General features: G+C 70.8%; 13 protein-coding genes and 1 tRNA gene. 8 read left to right on the top strand and 6 right to left on the bottom strand.

Annotation, left to right across the window (positions count from 1 at the left end; genetic code table 11):
* Positions 1–8 precede the first annotated feature (8 nt).
* From efeB to IO36_RS01725, 4 genes are all read left to right on the top strand, one after another.
* Positions 9–1316 (top strand): iron uptake transporter deferrochelatase/peroxidase subunit, encoded by a 1308-nt coding sequence (gene efeB / locus IO36_RS01740; RefSeq protein WP_037615094.1) that lies wholly within the window; start codon positions 9–11, stop codon positions 1314–1316.
* 152 nt (positions 1317–1468) lie between these two features.
* Positions 1469–2404: a prephenate dehydratase gene (pheA, locus tag IO36_RS01735; RefSeq protein WP_037615092.1), complete on the top strand. Its 936-nt coding sequence runs from the start codon at positions 1469–1471 to the stop codon at positions 2402–2404.
* A gap of 618 nt (positions 2405–3022) precedes the next feature.
* Positions 3023–4300: a serine--tRNA ligase gene (gene serS, locus IO36_RS01730; RefSeq protein ID WP_037615090.1), complete on the top strand. Its 1278-nt coding sequence runs from the start codon at positions 3023–3025 to the stop codon at positions 4298–4300.
* Complete coding sequence (locus IO36_RS01725; protein WP_037615088.1) at positions 4297–5151, top strand: HAD family hydrolase; 855 nt, start codon at positions 4297–4299, stop codon at positions 5149–5151. The genes serS and IO36_RS01725 overlap by 4 nt, the downstream gene beginning before the upstream one ends.
* A 225-nt stretch (positions 5152–5376) precedes the next feature.
* On the opposite strand, the gene IO36_RS01720 is transcribed toward IO36_RS01725, so the two are convergent.
* From IO36_RS01720 to IO36_RS01695, 6 genes are all read right to left on the bottom strand, one after another.
* Positions 5377–5463: transfer RNA gene (locus tag IO36_RS01720), tRNA-Ser, on the bottom strand.
* A 259-nt stretch (positions 5464–5722) separates the two neighbouring features.
* Positions 5723–5998: an SGM_3592 family protein gene (locus tag IO36_RS01715; RefSeq protein ID WP_037615086.1), complete on the bottom strand. Its 276-nt coding sequence runs from the start codon at positions 5996–5998 to the stop codon at positions 5723–5725.
* Between the two features lie 220 nt (positions 5999–6218).
* Positions 6219–6938: an ABC transporter permease gene (locus IO36_RS01710; protein ID WP_037615085.1), complete on the bottom strand. Its 720-nt coding sequence runs from the start codon at positions 6936–6938 to the stop codon at positions 6219–6221.
* Between the two features lie 10 nt (positions 6939–6948).
* Positions 6949–7860 carry an ABC transporter ATP-binding protein gene (locus IO36_RS01705; RefSeq protein WP_037615083.1) on the bottom strand — a complete coding sequence of 304 codons (912 nt, stop codon included), beginning with the start codon at positions 7858–7860 and terminating at the stop codon, positions 6949–6951.
* A complete protein-coding gene (locus IO36_RS01700; RefSeq protein WP_037615081.1) occupies positions 7857–8762 on the bottom strand; it encodes a membrane protein in 906 nt (301 codons plus the stop codon). The genes IO36_RS01705 and IO36_RS01700 overlap by 4 nt, the downstream gene beginning before the upstream one ends.
* A complete protein-coding gene (locus IO36_RS01695; protein ID WP_037615405.1) occupies positions 8752–9714 on the bottom strand; it encodes an ABC transporter ATP-binding protein in 963 nt (320 codons plus the stop codon). Before IO36_RS01695 ends, IO36_RS01700 begins: the two co-directional genes overlap by 11 nt.
* A 260-nt stretch (positions 9715–9974) precedes the next feature.
* On the opposite strand from IO36_RS01695, the gene IO36_RS01690 reads away from it, so the two are divergent.
* The 4 genes from IO36_RS01690 to IO36_RS01675 all read left to right on the top strand — a co-directional run bounded on the left by IO36_RS01690 (position 9975) and on the right by IO36_RS01675 (position 14363).
* Complete coding sequence (locus IO36_RS01690; protein WP_037615079.1) at positions 9975–10817, top strand: M24 family metallopeptidase; 843 nt, start codon at positions 9975–9977, stop codon at positions 10815–10817.
* Positions 10814–12583, top strand: coding sequence for an SDR family oxidoreductase (locus tag IO36_RS01685; RefSeq protein WP_037615077.1), 1770 nt, complete (start codon positions 10814–10816; stop codon positions 12581–12583). The genes IO36_RS01690 and IO36_RS01685 overlap by 4 nt, the downstream gene beginning before the upstream one ends.
* Positions 12584–12612: 29 nt before the next feature.
* Positions 12613–13560, top strand: coding sequence for a MerR family transcriptional regulator (locus IO36_RS01680; protein WP_037615075.1), 948 nt, complete (start codon positions 12613–12615; stop codon positions 13558–13560).
* A gap of 254 nt (positions 13561–13814) precedes the next feature.
* Positions 13815–14363 (top strand): RNA 2'-phosphotransferase, encoded by a 549-nt coding sequence (locus IO36_RS01675; RefSeq protein WP_037615073.1) that lies wholly within the window; start codon positions 13815–13817, stop codon positions 14361–14363.
* Positions 14364–14375: the final 12 nt, after the last annotated feature.

Genomic DNA, 14375 nt, shown 5'->3' with positions numbered 1-14375 from the left:
ACCTGACCATGGCTGACCAGTCCACCCCCGGGACCTCCGCCCCCACCGCCCGGCAGGCGGCGCCCTCCGGCCCCGCTTCGCCCGAGGACACCCCGACGGGCGTCATGAGCCGGCGCCGGCTGCTCGGCACCGCCGGCGCCACCGGGCTCGTCCTCGGAGCGGCCGGCGCCGCCGTCGGGTACACCGCGGCCCCCGCTCCGGAGAAGACCGTGCCGCTGAACTCGGTCGGCGCGGACATGGCGATGTTTCACGGGAAACATCAGCCGGGCATCACCGACGCCCTCCAGGCCTGCGGCCACCTCGTCGCCTTCGACCTGACGGCGGGCTCGGGCCGCAGGGAGGCCGCCGCACTGCTGCGCCGCTGGTCGGCGACCGCCCGGCGGCTCATGGCGGGCGAGGCCGCGGACCACGGCGACACCGGTGTGGCGCGGGACGCCGGCCCCTCGTCCCTGACCATGACCTTCGGCTTCGGACACAGCTTCTTCGCCCGCACGGGCCTGGAGAAGCAGCGCCCCGCCGCCCTGGACCCGCTGCCCGACTTCTCCTCCGACCGCCTCGACAAGGCCCGTTCCAACGGCGACCTGTGGGTGCAGATCGGAGCGAACGACGCCCTCGTCGCCTTCCACGCTCTGCGCGCGGTCCAGAAGGACGCCGGTTCCGCCGCGCGGGTGCGCTGGCAGATGAACGGCTTCAACCGGTCACCGGGTGCCACCGCCGCGCCGATGACCGCCCGCAATCTGATGGGCCAGATCGACGGCACCCGCAATCCGAAGCCGTCCGAGCCCGACTTCGACGGACGGATCTTCGTCCCCTCCTCCGGCACCCCGGAATGGATGGCGAACGGCTCCTACGCCGTCGTCCGCCGGATCCGCATGCTGCTCGACGACTGGGAGAAGCTCTCGGGCACGGCCCAGGAGGACGTCATCGGGCGGAGGAAGTCCACCGGCGCACCGCTCAGCGGCGGCACCGAGACCACCGCGATGGACCTGGACAAGACCGACGCCGACGGCAACCTGGCCGTACCGATCAACGCGCACGCCCGGATCACGCGGCCCGACCAGAACGGCGGGGCCGCGATGCTGCGCCGTCCGTTCTCCTTCCACGACGGCATCGGCACCGACGGCACGCCCGACGCCGGTCTGCTCTTCGTGTGCTGGCAGGCCGATCCCGTCCGCGGCTTCGTCCCCGTCCAGCGCAAGCTCGACCGCGGCGACGCGCTCTCGCAGTACATCCGCCACGAGTCGAGCGGCCTCTTCGCGGTGCCGGGCGGCGCCGGGGAGGGCGAGTACGTGGGGCAGCGACTGCTGGAGGGCTGACGGGCTCCCGCCCCCCTGAACGCCGGCCGCCCGCCCCTGTGGGCGCCGGCCGGTACCGCGTCCCGTACCGCAGTACCGGACCCCGTACCCGGCGCGGCGACCGGGATCCGCAGGCGTCGGACGCTTCGGGCGGGGCCCATTAGGGTGACGGTATGTCGGCGACGCGCTACACCTATCTGGGCCCCGAGGGTACGTTCACCGAGGCCGCCCTTCGCACGCTTCCCGAGGCCGCGACGCGGGAGCTGGTCCCCATGGTGTCCGTCCCGGCCGCGCTCGACGCGGTACGCGGCGGCCAGGCCGCGGGCGCGCTCGTGCCGATCGAGAACTCCGTCGAGGGCGGTGTCACCGCCACCCTCGACGAACTCGCCAAGGGCGACCCGCTGATGATCTACCGCGAGGTCGTGCTGCCGATCGCCTTCGCCCTGCTGGTCAGGCCCGGCACCGCGCTGAAGGACGTCAAGACGGTCACCGGGCACCCGGTCGCCCAGCCCCAGGTGCGCAACTGGCTGGCCGCGCATCTGCCGGACGCCTTGTGGGAGTCGGCCGCCTCGAACGCGGACGGCGCCCGGCTGGTCCAGGAGGGCCGATACGACGCGGCCTTCGCGGGCGAGTTCGCCGCGGCCACGTACGGCCTCGAGCCGCTGGTGACCGAGATCCACGACGCGGCGAACGCCGAGACCCGGTTCGTGCTGGTCGGCCGCCCGGCCCGGCCCGCCGCGCCCACCGGCGCCGACAAGACGTCCGTGGTCATCTGGCTCGGCGACGACCACCCCGGCGCGCTGCTGGAACTGCTCCAGGAATTCGCTGTGCGCGGCGTCAACCTGATGCGGATCGAATCCCGCCCGACCGGCCGGGGCATCGGCAATTACTGCTTCTCGGTGGACGCAGAGGGACACATCACCGACCGCCGGGTGGGCGAGGCCCTGATGGGTCTCAAGCGGATCTGCCCCCAGGTGCGCTTTCTCGGTTCCTATCCGCGGGCCGGCGTCGCCCCCGAGGACGTGGGCACGCTGCGGCCCGGAACCTCAGACGACGAGTTCTCCGCCGCGTCGGACTGGCTGGCGCGCTGCGCCGACGGCCGGTTCTGAGCGGCGGACCCCACCCGCCGGAGCGTTTCCCCCAGGCCCCGCCTGCCGATTCCTGTCATCCACAAAGTTATCCACAGGTGCGCTTCTCGACCTGGGGACAAGTCGACAACGAAGCACTACATGGTCGACAAATCGGCTACTCGACCCAAGTCCGTCCACACCCTCGCACGTCCCTCTTCGTCTACCCTTTTCCATTGATCAACCCTATGGAGGGAATCATTTACACCCGAAAGTGAGCGTACGGAGGGTTTGGGCCGGGAATTCTTCAGCCGCCACAACGGGATCGGAATGATCAATTCCGACATCCACAGATCTTCCACACACCCTGTGGATAACTGAGGCGGAGCCTTCACTCCTGTGGACAACTCGCCGCGCAAGTGCCGCCCCCCGCAAGCAAATCCGGTCAACCGGTGAAGCGGCGCCTGCCCCGTTCCAGGGAGCGGGCTCCTTTTCCTTGACGCCCTCCGGCGATCAGCCGAAGACGCTTCCCGGTGATCAAGTGATGACGCTTCCCTACGATCAAGGGATCCGGTCCGGCATTTCACTCATACCGTGACAGCGGTCACGCTCTGGAATATCGGTTCGTTGACGCGAAGCCCGCACCGGTAGCCTTGAGGGGTGATTGACCTTCGCCTGCTCCGTGAGGACCCCGACCGTGTTCGCGCCTCCCAGCGCGCCCGTGGAGAGGACGTCGCGCTCGTCGACTCCCTCCTCTCCGCCGACGAACGGCGCAGGTCCTCCGGCGTCCGCTTCGACGAGCTGCGTTCCGAGCAGAAGTCGCTCGGCAAGCTGATCCCCAAGGCCACCCCGGACGAGCGCGCCGAGCTGCTGAAGCAGGCCGAGCAGCTCAAGACCGACGTCAAGGCCGCCGAGGCCGACCAGAACGAGGCGGACGAGGAGACCAAGCGGCTCCTCCTCCAGCTCGGCAACCTGGTGCACCCCGACGTCCCGGTCGGCGGCGAGGAGGACTTCGTCGTCCTGGAGACGCACGGGACCATCCGTGACTTCGCCGCCGAGGGCTTCGAGCCCAAGGACCACCTGGAACTCGGCGAGGCCCTGGGCGCGATCGACGTCGAGCGGGGCGCCAAGGTGTCCGGCTCGCGCTTCTACTACCTGACCGGTGTGGGCGCGCTCCTGGAGCTCGCCCTCGTCAACGCGGCGATCGCGCAGGCCACGGAGGCCGGCTTCACGCCGATGCTGACCCCGGCGCTGGTCCGCCCGCGCGCCATGGAGGGCACCGGCTTCCTCGGCCAGGCCGCGGAGAACGTGTACCACCTGGAGAAGGACGACTACTACCTGGTCGGCACCTCCGAGGTCCCGCTCGCCGCGTACCACATGGACGAGATCATCGACGCGGACAAGCTGCCGCTGCGCTACGCCGGTTTCTCGCCGTGCTTCCGCCGCGAGGCCGGCACCTACGGCAAGGACACCCGCGGCATCTTCCGTGTGCACCAGTTCGACAAGGTCGAGATGTTCTCGTACGTCGACCCGGAGGACGCGGAGAACGAGCACCAGCGGCTCCTCGAGTGGGAGAAGCAGTGGCTCTCCGGCCTCGAGCTGCCCTTCCAGGTGATCGACGTGGCCAGCGGCGACCTGGGCGCCTCGGCGTCCCGCAAGTTCGACTGCGAGGCGTGGATCCCGACCCAGGGCAAGTACCGCGAGCTGACCTCGGCCTCGAACTGCAACGGCTTCCAGGCTCGCCGCCTGTCCGTCCGGATGCGCGACGGCAAGAAGGTCCAGCCGCTCGCCACGCTGAACGGCACGCTGTGCGCCGTCCCGCGGACGATCGTCGCGATCCTGGAGAACCACCAGCTCGCCGACGGTTCGGTGCGGGTGCCCGAGCTGCTGCGGCCCTACCTGGGCGGCCGTGAGGTTCTGGAGCCGATCTCCAAGTGACCAGCTCCACCGGTTCGGCAGGGACGTCCGGGGCCACCGGGCCCGGGACGTTCCCGTACAGGCTCGTCGCGACCGACCTCGACGGGACGCTGCTGCGTCCCGACGAGACGGTCTCGGCGCGCACACGTGAGGCGCTCGCGGCGGTCACCGAGGCGGGCGCGGCCCACATCGTCGTGACCGGTCGCGCGGTGCCCTGGACGCGACACGTCCTCGACGAGCTCGGCTACCGCGGTCTGGCCGTGTGCGGTCAGGGCGCGCAGGTCTACGACGCGGGGGACCACCGGCTGCTCACGTCCGTGACGCTGGACCGGCAGCTGGCCGGTCTGGCGCTCGCCAAGATCGAGGCGGAGGTCGGCCCGCTGCTGCTGGCCGCGAGCCGCGACGGGCTCGACGGCGAGGTGCTGGTGGGACCCGGCTACCGCCGGCTGGAGGGCGCGCTGCCGGTCGTACCGCTCAGGGACGCGGCGGACCTGTGGTCGGCTCCGCTGAACAAGGTGTACGTCCAGCACCCGACGCTCTCGGACGACGAGCTCGCGGCGGTGGCCGTGAAGGTCGCGGGCGGACTCGTCGGGGTCACGATGGCGGGTCCCGGGATCGTGGAGCTGCTGCCGCTCGGGCTGACCAAGGCGACGGGGCTGTCGCTGGCGGCCCGGCGTCTGGGCCTGAAGGCGGCCGACACCATCGCCTTCGGCGACATGCCGAACGACGTGCCGATGTTCGCCTGGGCGGCGCACTCGGTGGCCATGGCCAACGCCCATGACGACCTCAAGGCGATCGCGGACGAGGTGACGTCCTCGAACGAGGAGGACGGCATCGCGGTTGTCCTGGAGCGGTTGCTGACGCGGTCGTAGGGGCCGGGGCGCGGTGCCGCTCGGCCGTTGCGTCCAGCGGCGGCTGTGTCACACGGCGACCGATGGTGTCGCGCGGCCGCCGTATTGTGCGGCGACCGTCTCGCGTCGTCGCCGTCTCACGCGATCACCGCCCAGTGCGGCAGGCCATCGCGCGACCGCGCGTGTCATGCGGCGGCCGTCGTGTCGCGGCCATCGTGGGCTGTGTCGCTGTGTCGCTGTGTCGTGCGGAGGATGCGCGGATCGAACGCGCGCGGGGTTTCACCCCCGACCACGGCTTAGCAAGCCGGTGCCTTTCCACTCGGCCAATCCTCCGGGTGGGCGGCCCGCGCGGTGACGCGCGCTCGAAGCGGCCGCCCCGGGCAACTCCCCTGCGAGCGGGTTCGACGGAGGGTAACTACTCCGGAACCCGCAGAGGGCTGCCCTGCCGGGAGCTCGACGAACTCTTCCCGTTGGACATCGTCGCGCTCCTCTCCCGGTTCATGGCGCCGGCGCTTCGCGGCGGCGGGTACACAACCACTCTGCCCGTGGGCCGACTTGGGCGCCACTGATTAAATGCCGCCCCGGCCGGGGTTCACCTGCCGCGCCATCTGCGCCGGCGGCTCCTGCTGAAGAACCATCCGGCGGGCGGTTCGTCGGAGCGCCAGGGCTGCGGATCGGGTCCGCCCTCGCGCCAGCGGGCGGCGAGCATCCGCGCGCGGGCCGACGGTTCGTTGGTCTCCGCGGAGCGTATGAAGTCCTCGTCGAGCACGAGGTCGTCCCACGGCTCCCCCGCCGCGTCGCGCGGCCCGTCGCCGAAGCCGTCCGTGGTCCGGTCCCGGCGCTCGTCTCCTGGTTCCTCGGTCGTCATCCCCGTTCCTCCCGGCCGTGCGTCCCGTTCGGTCAGTGTGCCCGGGCGGGGGTGAAGCCTCTGTCAGAAGCAGCTGTCAAAAGCTGCGGTCAGAAACTGCTGTCGAAAGCCGCCGCCGGAAGAAGCCGCTGTCCGAGGCGGCTGTCGGAAACCGCCGCAAGCGAAAAGGGCTCCCCGCGCGCGCCGCCCACCAGTCGGCACGCGCACGGGGAGCCCTGGTTCACTCCTCGCCGGCCAGCGTCAGCGACCGCAGCCGCTGTCCCGCGTACCAGGTGGCGAGGACGGTGACCACGGTCAGCAGGACCGTGGCCGTCGTCAGGCTCACGTCCGAGGTGACGAGGTCGCCGCCGGTCACCTTGTGGCCCACGGCGAGCGCCCACTGCTGGACGCTGAGCGTGCGGGCCCCGGAGACCAGGGAGCCGAACAGGGCTTCCCAGACGAGGGCGTAGACGAGTCCGAAGACCACCGCGTGCCGGGTCACGGTCCCGAGGAGCAGGAACATCGCGGCGTAGGCGATCGAGGCGACGAGGGCGGCCACGGTGTAGGCGACGGCGATCTGCTGGCCGTTGCCATTGAGGATCATGCCCGCGATGAAGGTCGGCACGGCGGAGAAGGCCATGGTGACGGCGATCGCGACGATCAGCTTGGTGAAGATGATCGTGGGCCGCTTCAGGGGCTTGGCCAGCAGGTACACCACCGAGCCGTCGTCGATCTCGGGTCCGATCGCGCCCGTGCCGGCGATGACGCCGATGATCGGGACCATGGTGGCGAGCGCGAACCCGCCGAGCAGGTCCGAGGCGACCTGGTCGTCGGCTCCGGAGAAGCTCCGGACGGCCAGCGAGAGCACGATCAGCAGGACGGGCAGGACGCCGAGGATGAGGGCCCGGCGGCGGCCGAGCAGGCCCCGGTAGGTGAGCCGGGCGACTGTGGGGTCGTACATCTTCGGCCTCCTACGCCGCGACGAGATACGAGAAGACGGATTCCAGCGACTCGTCGGACGGCGACACCGTCAGCAGCCGGATGCCGTGGTCGCGGGCGACCTTCGGCAGCAGGGCGGTGAACCGGCCGAAGTCGACGGCCTGGATGCGCAGGGCGCCCTCGGCGAGGTCGACCTCGATGCCGGAGGTCGACGGGTCGGCGATGAGGGCCGCGGCCAGGGCGCGGTCGTCGCTGGAACGGACCAGGTAGCGGTGCGGACGGTCGGTCATGAGGCGGCGGATGCGCCGGAAGTCGCCGCTGGCGGCGTGCCGTCCGGCGACGATCACCTCGATGTGGGCGGCGAGCTGCTCGACCTCTTCGAGGATGTGGGAGGAGAACAGGACGGTGCGGCCCTCGTCCCCCATGCGGCGCAGCAGGTCCATGAGCTGCATGCGCTGGCGGGGGTCCATGCCGTTGAACGGCTCGTCGAGCAGGAGCAGCGAGGGATCGTGGACCAGGGCGGACGCCATCTTCACGCGTTGGCGCATGCCCTTGGAGTACGTGGAGATCTTGCGGTCCTGGGCGTACGCCATCTCGACGGTGGCCAGGGCCCGGTCGGCGGCCTTCGGCCCGAGGCCGTGGAGTTCGGCGTTGGCGAGGACGAATTCGCGTCCGGTGAGGAAGTCGTACATCGCCTCGCGTTCGGGGACGATGCCGATGTGCCGGTAGATGTCCTCGTTGCGCCAGGTCGGCTGTCCGTCGAGGGTGACGGTGCCGGTGGAGGGGGCGAGGAAGCCGCCCATCATGTTGATGAGGGTGGACTTTCCGGCGCCGTTCGGGCCGAGGAGTCCGGTGACTCCGGGGCCGATGGTCATGGTGATGTCGTTGACGGCCACCACGTTGCCGAACCAGCGCGAGACGTGGTCGATGGTGAGCGTGGTCACAGTCCGGCCTTTCGGTAGCGGCGCATCAGAAGGCCGTAGCAGCCGGCGATGAGACCGAGGACGACGACGAGGTAGACGAGGCCCTGGGCGGTCGAGGGACCCTCCTGGCCGGGGAAGGCGGAGGTGGCGCCGAGGAAGGCCGTCTGGACCCCGTCGATGAGGGTGATCGGGGAGAAGAGTCCGAGCCAGGGGACGGCTCCGCCGCTGGAGCGCTCGAAGGCGATGGCCTGGACGGTGGAGACGGCTCCGTAGGAGATGGTCAGGGCGGCGATGACGGCCGCGATGCCGAAGCCGCGGCGCGGGGTGACGGCCGAGATGACCAGGGCGATGCCGGCGAAGAGCAGGGAGAGCAGGGCGACCGAGGCCAGTCCCTGTCCGAAGCCCCTGGACTGGTCGGCGAAGTCGAGCTTGGCGAGCAGCGCGCCCACGTAGAGGACGACCAGCGGGGCTGCGGTGAGGATGAACAGGGCCGAGGCCAGGGCCGCGTACTTGGCGCGTACGTAGTCGGCGGTCTCGATGGGGCGGGAGAAGTACAGGGGCACGGTCTTGAAGCGCAGGTCGCGGGACACGGCCTGGGGTCCCTGCGAGGCGACGTAGAGACCGATGACCGCCTGGAGGAGCACGGCGTAACGGGTGTAGTCGACGGGCAGGTCCTTGGCCTTGGTCGCGACCGCGACGGCCACCATGATCAGCGCGGGGACGCACATCACCACGAAGAGCAGCATGGGAAGGATCTTGGACTTCACGGAGCGGCCGAGTCCGTAGGCGCCGCGCAGGGACTGCGAGTAGAGGGAGCGGCGGGCGTACGCGCGGCCGAGGCGCGGGCCGTCGTAGTCGCGGTAGCCGATGTTGTGGATCCGGGTCTGCTCACCGGGCTGGGTGAGGGGGTGCTCAACCGCCATGGCCGACCGCCTCCTTCCGCTGTTCGTCGCTGTCGGTGAAGACCTCGGCGATGTGGTGCCTGCGCTGTTCCATGCGGACCAGGCCGAGGCCGAGGTCGGCGACCGCGTCGCGGACGAGGTCGTAGGTGTCCTCGCTCTCCGTGGTGAGCAGCAGGATGTGTCCGGCTCCGGGGAGTCCGCCGCCGTCGTGGGTCTCGATCCCGCGCGCGTGGAGCACCTCGCGGACCGCTTTCGTGCCGTCCGGGTGTTCGTCGCTGTCGGTGACCTCGATGGCGAGGGTGGTGGTGGTCTTGGTGAAGTCCGTGGTGGAGCTGGAGCGCAGCAGCTTGCCGCCGTCCACGACCACGACGTGGTCGCAGGTGCGTTCCAGTTCGCCCAGGAGGTGGGAGGTGACCAGGACCGAGATGCCGAAGTCCGTGTGGATGCGGCGGATCAGTCCGAGCATGTCGTCGCGGCCGACCGGGTCGAGGCCGTTGGTCGGTTCGTCCAGGAAGACCAGCTGGGGGTCGTGGACGAGGGCCTGGGCGAGTTTGACGCGCTGCTTCATGCCCGTCGAGTAGCCGCCGATGGGGCGGTAGCGCTCCTCGTACAGACCGACGTGGCGCAGGGTGTCCGCGGTGCGCTCGCGGGCGGCGGCCGGCGGCAGTCCGGACATGCGCGCCATGTGGACGACGAACTCGGTGGCCGAGACGTCGGGCGGCAGGCAGTCGTGCTCGGGCATGTACCCGACGCGCTCGCGGATGGCGGCGCCCTCGGTGGCGACGTCGAGACCGAGCACGTGTGCGCGGCCCTCGGTGGCGGGGGACAGACCCAGCAGGATCTTGATCAGTGTGGACTTGCCGGCTCCATTGGCTCCGACGAGTCCGGTCACACCGGGCCCGACGTCCACGGAGAGCCGGTCAAGCGCGGTCACCCGGGGGTACCGCTTGCTCAGGCTTTCGGTCGCGATCACAGTCACGTTCTCGACGGTAGTGGCGCACACCACAGGGGTCGTCAGCCCGTGGAGGTGGATCGGCGTCAGCCTCCAGGCGTACGGGCCCGTAGGGGTCACCCTCAGGTACGGCACCCGGGCGCGCGGCCGTCTCGCGCGCCGTCGGTCGTCCACAGGGAGACCCGGGCCTATTGACGCAGCCTCTAACAACTGTCACATTCGCCGGTGTCACGTTACGGGCACGTACCGCGGTCGGCGGTGCGGACAGGTGGGGCGGTGGCATGACGACGGTGACGGCGGAAGGGCTCTCGGCGGAGCTGCGGGGGTTCAAGGAGGTGCAGCGGCTCGCGTACGCCTGCGCCGAGGCGGTCGCGGCGCAGCTGAAGCCGGGTGTCACCGAGCGGGAGGCGGCCCGGATGCAGCGGGTGTGGCTGCGCGAGCGCGGGGTGCGGGACTGGTTCCATCTGCCGTTCGCCTGGTTCGGCGACCGCACGGCCTTCGCCGGTTTCCGGATCCCGCTGCAGTTCTTCCCCACCGACCGCGCGCTGGAGCCGGGGATGCCCTTCATCCTCGACATGGCCCCGGTGCACCGGGGTTTCACCGCGGACATCGGCTATTCGGGTTCGCTGGGTCCGAACCCGGTGCAGGACAGGCTGCTGGCCGACCTGGAGGCGCACCGCGAGCTGATCCTGCGCGAGGTGCGCGAACGGCGCCCGCTGCGGGAGATCTACGAGGACGTGGACCGGCTGATGGTCCGCCAGGGCTGCGCCAACCGGCACCGCGCGTATCCGTTCGGCGTGATCGCGCACAAGGTGGACCGGGTCCGGGAACGGCCGTGGTCCCCGAGTCTGTTCGGGTTCGGGGTCCAGGCTCTGAAGGGGCTGGCGAGCGACGTGCTGCACGGGCACCGGGAGGGCTGGTCCCCGCTGTGGTCGCCCTACGCCTTCTCCGACCATCCGCCCCGGCCGGGGCTGTGGGCGGTCGAACCGCATCTCGGATTCCGGGGTACGGGCGCGAAGTTCGAGGAGCTCCTGGTCGTCACGGACTCCCGGGACCCCGAGCAGAGCGCGTTCTGGCTCGACGACGATCTGCCGCACGTGCGGCGCTGGGCGGAGGACAAGTGAGTCTCGTGGGGGCGCGTGAGCGCCGGGTGCGGACGGGCGGGATCGAGCTGTGCGTCGCCGAGCTGGGTGACGAGAGGCAGCCGACCGTGGTGCTCGTGCACGGTTATCCGGACTCCAAGGAGGTGTGGTCCGAGGTCGCGGTGCGGCTCGCGGACCGCTTCCACGTCGTGCTGTACGACGTACGGGGGCACGGCCGGTCGACGGCGCCGCGGCCCCTGCGCGGCGGGTTCACGCTGGAGAAGCTGACGGACGACTTCCTGGCGGTGATCGACGCGGTCAGCCCCGGGGAGCCGGTGCACCTCGTGGGCCACGACTGGGGTTCGGTGCAGTCGTGGGAGTTCGCGACGGTCGCCCGCACCGAGGGACGGATCGCCTCGTTCACATCGATGTCGGGTCCGTCGCTCGACCACTTCGGGCACTGGATCAAGACGAGGGTGCGGCGGCCCACCCCGCGCAGGATCGGCCAACTGCTCGGCCAGGGCGCCAAGTCCTGGTACGTGTACATGCTGCACACGCCCGTGCTGCCCGAGCTGGCCTGGCGCGGCCCCCTGGGCAAGCGCTGGCCCGGGATCCTGCAGCGGCTGGAGAAGGTGCCCGCGGACGGCTATCCGACCGCTTCGCTGCCGTCGGACGCGGCCCACGGCGCGTGGCTCTACCGCGACAACGTGCGCTCCCGGCTCGGCCGCCCCCGCGAGGACGCGTACGCGCACGCGCCCGTGCAGCTCATCACGCCCCTGGGCGACGCCTTCCTCTCCGAGCGGCTCTACGACGAACTGGAGAAGTGGGCTCCGAACGCGGTGCGCCGCACCCTTCCGGCCAAGCACTGGATCCCGCGGACCCGCCCCGATCAACTGGCGGCCTGGATAGCGGAGTTCGTGACGGCGAACGAGGGACGCGAGAACGGGGTGCCGGCGAACGGGCCGGTGGCCACCGGCAGGTACGCGGAACGGTTCGGCGGACAGCTCGTCCTGGTCACCGGTGCCGGCAGCGGGATCGGGCGGGCCACGGCGTTCGCGTTCGCCGAGGCCGGCGCGCGGGTGGTGGCCGTCGACCGGGACGCGGAGGCCGCGGCCCGCACGGCGGAGATGTCCCGGCTGATCGGCGCGCCGGATGCCTGGGCGGAGACGGCGGACGTCTCCGACGAACAGGCCATGGAGAAGCTGGCGGGCCGGGTCGCCGCCGAATACGGCGTGGTGGACGTACTGGTGAACAACGCCGGGATCGGCCTGTCCGGCTCCTTCCTCGACACCACGGCGGAGGACTGGCGGAAGGTCCTCGACGTCAATCTGTGGGGTGTGATCCACGGCTGCCGCCTCTTCGGGAAGCAGATGGCCGAGCGCGGGCAGGGCGGGCACATCGTCAACATCGCCTCGGCGGCGGCGTATATGCCCTCGAAGGCGCTGCCCGCCTACAGCACCTCCAAGGCGGCCGTCCTGATGCTGAGCGAGTGCCTGCGCGCGGAACTCGCCGGGCGGGACATCGGCGTCTCGGCGATCTGCCCCGGCATCGTCAACACCAACATCACCTCGACCGCGCGGTTCGCCGGAGTGGACGCGGCCGAGGAGCAGCGGCGCCAGAAGAGGTCGGCGCGGCTCTACGGACTGCGCAACTACCCGCCGGAGAAGGTCGCCGAGGCGATCCTGCGCGCGGTCGTCCGGGACGAGGCGGTGGTGCCGGTCACCCCCGAGGCGCGGGGCGCCCGTCTTCTGCACCGGTTCGCCCCGGGGGCGCTGCGTGCGATCGCCCGCGCGGAACCACCCCTGTGATCGTGTGAAGTCATCTTGGTGAGGGAGCGATGAGCGACGAGCCGGGCGGTGCCGCCTACCGCATCGAGGATCTGGCGCACCGCAGCGGTGCCACGGTCCGGACGATCCGCGCCTATCAGGACCGGGGGCTGCTGCCCCGTCCCGAGCGGCGCGGGCGCGCCAACGTCTACGCGGACGCCCATCTGGCGCGGCTGCTGCAGATCGCCGACCTCCTGGACCGCGGCTACACCCTGGCCTCGATCAAGGAGCTTCTGGAGGCCTGGGACGCGGGCCGGGGTCTGGGCGGGATCCTCGGCCTGGTCGCGGAGGTGGACGGGCCGTGGACCGACGAGGAGGCGGACCGGATCTCCCGGGCGGAGCTGGTGGAGCGGTTCGGCGGCCGTCCCGACGACACGGCGGTCGCGGAGGCGGTGGAGCTGGGGGTGCTGGAACCCGTCCCTGGGGACGAGGACAGTTTCCTGGTCCCGAGCCCCCAAGAGCTGGCCGTGGCCGTCGAGTTGCACAGGGCCGGGGTGCCCCTGTCCGCGATCACCTGCCATCTGAGGGAGTTGAGGGGGCAGGTGGAGCACATCGCCTCCCGTTTCCTGGAGTTCACCACGGAACACGTCTTCGCCCGCTACCTCGCGGAGGGACGTCCGCCGAGCGACGCGGAGGCGGCCGAGGCGGCCTCGCTGGTACGGCGTCTGCGCCCGCTCGCGCAGCAGACGGTGGACGCCGAACTGGCCCGTGCAATGCGTCACTTCGCGACCCGTCAGCTGAGTCGGCAGCTCGCCGCCGGTCCGGTGCCGATGGAGCCGGAACGGGACCGTCCGGTGGAGTTGGCCGCCGGAACGATGCGGGCCGTGGAAAGGCTGGTTGGCGTGGAGCACGCGGCGGAATTCGTGACGGCGGCGGCCGAACGCGAGCTGCGGGCAAGGGCGATGGACCGGCTCGCTGCAAACCACGCCCAGCACACGACTGTTGACGAAGTACCCTAAAACGCAGCCTCGTTGTCCACAGACTCGTCAATTGGCCTGTGGATAAGCTCACTTGGCTGTGGATCAAACCTCCCGGCGAAAATAACCTGCGTGATCCGCCTCTCTCCAGGCACGCTGGGAGGATGAAGGAACAGAACGGTGAACAGGCGCACGATCGGACGCGTGAGCGAACGCGGGGCCGAGCGCATGAGCGGACGGATGATCGGACGGATGATCGGACGGATGATCGGACGGAAAGACCGTCCGACGAGCCGATGGACGACAGGCGCACCGTGAAGGTGTCGAAGTACCTCTCGAAGCATCTGCGGCACCAGCCCGAACGCATCGGACTCACGCTCGGCGAGGGCGGCTGGGTCGAGATCGACGCGCTGATCTCCGCCGCCACCGCACACAACTTCCGGATCACCCGGGCCGAGCTCGATCATGTGGTGGCCACCAACGACAAGCGGCGCTTCGCCGTCGAGGGAACCCGGATCCGGGCCAGCCAGGGCCACTCCGTCGAGGTCGACCTCGGGCTGCCCCCGGCGACCCCGCCCGCGTATCTCTACCACGGGACCGTGGCCCGCAGCCTGGACCCGATCCGCGCCGAGGGCCTGAAGCCCATGAACCGGCACGACGTGCACCTCTCGGCGGACCGGGAGACGGCCACCCGCGTCGGCGCCCGCCGCGGCCGCCCGGTCGTCCTCTCGGTGGACGCCGCCGCCATGCACCGCGACGGCCACGTCTTCCGCGTCAGCGCCAACGGCGTCTGGCTGACGGAGACCGTACCCCCGCGCTACCTGCGGTTTCCCGGACCGCACTGATCCGGGGCGGCG

The organism is Streptomyces aureus (genome assembly GCF_000725495.1).
Taxonomy (GTDB): domain Bacteria; phylum Actinomycetota; class Actinomycetes; order Streptomycetales; family Streptomycetaceae; genus Streptomyces; species Streptomyces aureus_B.
This window is presented reverse-complemented; position numbering and strand designations above follow the sequence as displayed.

Coding starts and splice junctions, on each gene's coding strand:
- efeB (WP_037615094.1), top strand. CDS start 9: ATGGCTGACCAGTCCACCCCCGGGACCTCCGCCCCCACCGCCCGGCAG.
- pheA (WP_037615092.1), top strand. CDS start 1,469: ATGTCGGCGACGCGCTACACCTATCTGGGCCCCGAGGGTACGTTCACC.
- IO36_RS01715 (WP_037615086.1), bottom strand. CDS start 5,998: ATGACGACCGAGGAACCAGGAGACGAGCGCCGGGACCGGACCACGGAC.
- IO36_RS01710 (WP_037615085.1), bottom strand. CDS start 6,938: ATGTACGACCCCACAGTCGCCCGGCTCACCTACCGGGGCCTGCTCGGC.
- IO36_RS01700 (WP_037615081.1), bottom strand. CDS start 8,762: ATGGCGGTTGAGCACCCCCTCACCCAGCCCGGTGAGCAGACCCGGATC.
- IO36_RS01690 (WP_037615079.1), top strand. CDS start 9,975: ATGACGACGGTGACGGCGGAAGGGCTCTCGGCGGAGCTGCGGGGGTTC.
- IO36_RS01680 (WP_037615075.1), top strand. CDS start 12,613: ATGAGCGACGAGCCGGGCGGTGCCGCCTACCGCATCGAGGATCTGGCG.
- IO36_RS01675 (WP_037615073.1), top strand. CDS start 13,815: ATGGACGACAGGCGCACCGTGAAGGTGTCGAAGTACCTCTCGAAGCAT.